This window comes from Rubrivivax benzoatilyticus JA2 = ATCC BAA-35 (assembly GCF_000190375.1).
In the GTDB taxonomy this organism is placed as follows: Bacteria; Pseudomonadota; Gammaproteobacteria; order Burkholderiales; family Burkholderiaceae_C; genus Rubrivivax; species Rubrivivax benzoatilyticus.
Genome location: NZ_AEWG01000115.1, coordinates 1 through 4,558 on the forward strand (window position 1 = coordinate 1; position 4,558 = coordinate 4,558).

At 70.6% G+C, this 4,558-nt stretch carries 3 protein-coding genes; all 3 read left to right on the plus strand.

Annotated features, from left to right (window positions below; translation table 11 throughout):
* Positions 1 to 1,168: chemotaxis protein CheA (locus RBXJA2T_RS13400; RefSeq protein WP_009857930.1), on the plus strand; the 1,168-nt coding region annotated here is incomplete at its 5' end.
* 122 nt (positions 1,169 to 1,290) lie between these two features.
* Entirely contained in the window at positions 1,291 to 2,904 is a 1,614-nt protein-coding gene (locus RBXJA2T_RS13405; protein ID WP_009857931.1) for a methyl-accepting chemotaxis protein, read from the plus strand.
* A 58-nt stretch (positions 2,905 to 2,962) separates the two neighbouring features.
* Positions 2,963 to 4,558, plus strand: a 1,596-nt coding sequence (locus RBXJA2T_RS20960; protein ID WP_009857932.1) for a methyl-accepting chemotaxis protein, incomplete at its 3' end; no start/stop codon positions are given.

Here is a 4,558-nt window from a genome sequence, read left to right on the forward strand (position 1 = left end):
GCCCGAGTCGAGCACGCTGCGCGTCTCGGTCGAGAAGGTCGACCAGCTGATCAACCTCGTCGGCGAGCTCGTCATCACCCAGGCCATGCTGGCGCAGAACAGCAAGGGCGTCGACGCCGCGCTGTACCAGCAGATGTCCTCCGGCCTGGCGGACCTGGAGCGCAACACCCGCGACCTGCAGGAAGCGGTGATGTCGATCCGCATGATCCCGATGTCGCTGGTCTTCAACCGCTTCCCGCGCATGCTGCGCGACCTCGCCGGCAAGCTCGGCAAGAAGGTCGAGCTGGTGCAGGTCGGCGAGGCGACCGAGCTCGACAAGGGCCTGGTCGAGAAGATCACCGACCCGCTGACGCACCTGGTGCGCAACAGCTGCGACCACGGCATCGAGCTGCCGGCCGAGCGCCTGGCCAAGGGCAAGCCCGAGACCGGCACGATCACGCTGATCGCCAGCCACCAGGGCGGCTCGATCGTCATCGAGGTGCGCGACGACGGCAAGGGCCTGAACCGCGAGAAGCTGCTGAAGAAGGCGCGCGAGCGCGGCCTGGACGCGCCCGACACGATGACCGACCAGGAGGTCTACGGCCTGATCTTCGCGCCGGGCTTCTCGACCGCCGACGTCGTCACCGACGTCTCCGGCCGCGGCGTCGGCATGGACGTCGTCAAGAAGAACATCACCGCGCTCGGCGGCACGGTCGAGATCGACTCGGCCGAGGGCTACGGCATGACGGTGCGCGTGCGCCTGCCGCTGACGCTGGCCATCATGGACGGCATGAGCGTGGGCGTCGGCGAGGAGTGCTACATCCTGCCGCTGTCCTCGGTCGTCGAGTCCTTCCAGGTGCAGCCGGGCATGATCAAGACGATCGGCGGCACCGGCCGCGTCGTCGAGGTGCGCGACGAGTACATGCCGGTCGTCGACCTGGAGCGCGTCTTCGACGTGCCGCGTTTCGACTTCGAGCGCGTCAGCAACATCATGGTCGTCGTCGAGGCCGAGGGCGGGCGCGTGGCGCTGCTCGTCGACGAGCTGCTCGGACAGCAGCAGGTCGTCGTCAAGAACCTCGAGTCCAACTACCGCAAGGTCGACGACGTCTCGGGCGCCACGATCATGGGCGACGGGCGTGTCGCGCTGATCCTGGACATCGGTTCTCTGGTTCGCCGCTCTAGACATTGATGGACCCGTGCCCCCGAGCTCGCTTGCGCTCGCTACCCCCCGAGGGGGCCGTCCGCCGACGGTCCGGCAAAGCCGGACCGTGGCGGGAAGCTTGATCCGATCAGCCCCTGGAAGTTAGCGCGATGAATGCACTGCTGGCCCTGATGCGCGGATTCACGATCCGCACCCGCATGCGCGGCGCGATTGCCGTCGTGCTGCTGTCCTTCGTCGTGGTCGGGGCCGCCGGGCTCGTCGGCGGGCTCGAGCTGCGCGAGCTGAACCAGAAGATCCTGGAGCAGTCGCGCGGCGAGCAGGCCGCGACGGCGGCGATCGACCAGCACATCGCGCAGGCCCGCCTGCACGAGAAGCAGATGGTCATCGACTACGAGGACAGCGCCGCGATCGCCAAGCACCGCCAGGAGTGGAAGCGCGAGATCGACGCCACCACGGCGGCGCTGAAGTCGCTGCTCGAAGGCGAGGACGACGAGGACAACCCGATCGCGCGCGAAGCCATCGAACGCCTGGCCGAGTACGAGAAGGCCGCGACGATGGTGCTCGACCGGGCGCAGCAAGGCGTGTTCGACAACGCCCGCGTCGTCGACCGCATGCTCGAGCGCGCCGGCGGCCACATCGCCGCCGTCGAGCAGGCCGCCGGCAAGATCCAGACGATCGTCATGGCCGAGAGCGCCGAGGCCGCGGCGCGGTTCGACGAGACGATGCAGCAGGCGCTGTTCGTCTTCGGCGGCCTGATCGCCGTCGTGATGCTGGTCATCACGCCGATGACGCTGGCCAACTCGCACTCGATCACCAGCCCGATCGACCACGCCCGCAAGGTGGCGCAGGCCATCGCCGACGGCGACCTGACGCGCCCGATCCAGCTGCAGGGCCGCGACGAGGCCAACGACCTGCTGGCCGCGCTGGCGCGCATGCAGGAGTCGCTGCAGCGCATGGTCGGCCAGATGCGCAGCTCGGCCGACAGCATCGAGCTGGCCAGCCGCGAGGTCGCCGCCGGCAACGCCGAGCTGTCCAGCCGCACCGAGCAGACCGCCGGCAGCCTGCAGCAGACGGCCAGCGCGATGGAGGAGATCACCGGCACCGTGCGCCAGAGCGCCGACGCCGCGCGCGAGGCCAGCGAGCTGGCCGGCAGCGCCGCCGAGGTCGCGCAGCGCGGCGGCGAGGTCGTCGGCCAGGTCGTGACGACGATGGACGAGATCAACGCCAGCTCGCGCCGCATCGCCGACATCATCGGCACCATCGACGGCATCGCCTTCCAGACCAACATCCTGGCGCTGAACGCGGCGGTGGAAGCCGCGCGCGCCGGCGAGCAGGGCCGCGGCTTCGCGGTCGTCGCCGGCGAGGTGCGCTCGCTGGCCCAGCGCTCGGCCGAGGCCGCGCGCGAGATCAAGGCGCTGATCGGCAACTCGGTCGAGAAGGTCGACACCGGCGCCCGCCTGGTCGCCGACGCCGGCACGACGATGGGCGAGATCGTCGCCAGCGTGCAGCGTGTCAACCAGATCATCGGCGAGATCAGCCGCGCCGCCGGCGAGCAGAGCTCGGGCCTCAGCCAGGTCAACGGCGCCGTCTCCGAACTCGACGGCATGACGCAGCAGAACGCCGCGCTCGTCGAGCAGTCGGCCGCCGCCGCCGAATCACTGAAGGAACAGGCCGAACGCCTCGGGGCGATCGTCGCTGCCTTCCGCACTGCCGCCGGCACGTCCGGACCGGCTGTCCAGGAGCTCACCACCCCGGTAGTCTGACGAGGCCGACAGGCCTCCCCGGACCTCACGGGCGGTAGTTCGCCCACAGGAGAAAACGATGAAATCACTATCCAACCTGCGCATCGGCACCCGGCTCGGGCTGAGCTTCGCGGCCGTGCTCGCGCTGATGGCGATCACGACGGCCGTCGGCATCAACGAACTGCGCAACATCGCCAGGCTGGGGGCCCAACGCGACGCCGCGATGTCGCGCGCCGCCGATCTCGAGACCTGGAAGTCCAACACGCGGCTGAACCTGGCTCGCGCGCTGGCCGTCGCGGCCGCGGGATTCCCGGAGAACGTCGTCGCGGTGGTCGACCCGCAGATGAAGCAGACCTCCGCGGAGATCGGCACGCTGCAGAAGGCGCTCGAAGCCAGCGGCGACTCGGCCGAGGAGAAGGCCGCGTTCGCCGACATCGCCGCCAAGCGCAAGGTCTACATCGACACGCGCAACCAGGCTTCGGCCGCCTTCAAGGAAGGCGCCGTCGCCGAGGGCGACCGCCTCGTCAACGGCCCGATGACGAGCACCGCCCAGGCCTATCTCGCCGCCATCGAGGCGCACCAGCAGCGCGCCAGGCAGCACGCCGACCAGCTCGCCACCCGGGTGAACGACAGCATTCGCACCGCGGTCTACACGCTCGCCGGCATGCTGGCCGCGGCGATCGCCGCCGGCATGGCGCTGGCCTGGTCGATGACACGTTCGGTGACCCGCCCGCTGGCCGAATCGATCGAGGCCGCGCAGCGCATCGCCGCGCACGACCTGACCCAGCCGGTGCCCGACACCACGCGCGCCGACGAGATCGGCACGCTGCTGCGCGCACTGCGCGACATGCAGGCCAGCCTGACGACGATGGTCGAGCAGATCCGCAGCGGCACCGGCTCGGTGGCCGGTGCCAGCAGCCAGATCGCCGCGGCCAGCACCGACCTGTCCTCGCGCACCGAACAGACCGCGGGCTCGCTGCAGCAGACGGCCAGCACGATGGAGGAGATCACCGCCACCGTCGCCCAGACCGCCGACTCGGCGCGCCAGGCCAACCAGCTCGCCAGCAGCGCCAGCAGCGTCGCCCAGCGCGGCGGCGAGGTCGTCGCCCAGGTCGTGCAGACGATGGACGAGATCAACGCCAGCTCCAAGAAGATCGCCGACATCATCGGCACCGTCGACGGCATCGCCTTCCAGACCAACATCCTGGCGCTCAACGCCGCGGTGGAAGCGGCGCGGGCCGGCGAACAGGGCCGCGGCTTCGCCGTCGTCGCCGGCGAGGTGCGTTCGCTGGCCCAGCGCAGCGCCGAGGCCGCGCGCGAGATCAAGACGCTGATCGGCGGCTCGGTCGAGAAGGTCGAGTCCGGCGCCCGGCTCGTCGCCGACGCCGGCAGCACGATGCAGGAGATCGTCTCCGGCGTGCAGCGGGTGGCCGACATCATCGGCGAGGTGATGGCCGCGGCCACCGAGCAGAGCCAGGGCATCGGCCAGGTCAACGGCGCCATCGCCGGCCTGGACCAGATGACGCAGCAGAACGCCGCGCTGGTCGAGGAAAGCACCGCCGCGGCCGAGTCGCTGCGCGAGCAGGCCGAACGCCTGGCCGCGCTGGTGTCCGCGTTCCGCGTGCCGGGCTCGACCGGCCACGCCGCCGCGGCGCCCGAAGCGCCGAAACCGCCC

Excerpts from the sequence above, each read along its gene's own strand:
- RBXJA2T_RS13405 (WP_009857931.1), top strand. The coding sequence starts at position 1,291 with ATGAATGCACTGCTGGCCCTGATGCGCGGATTCACGATCCGCACCCGC.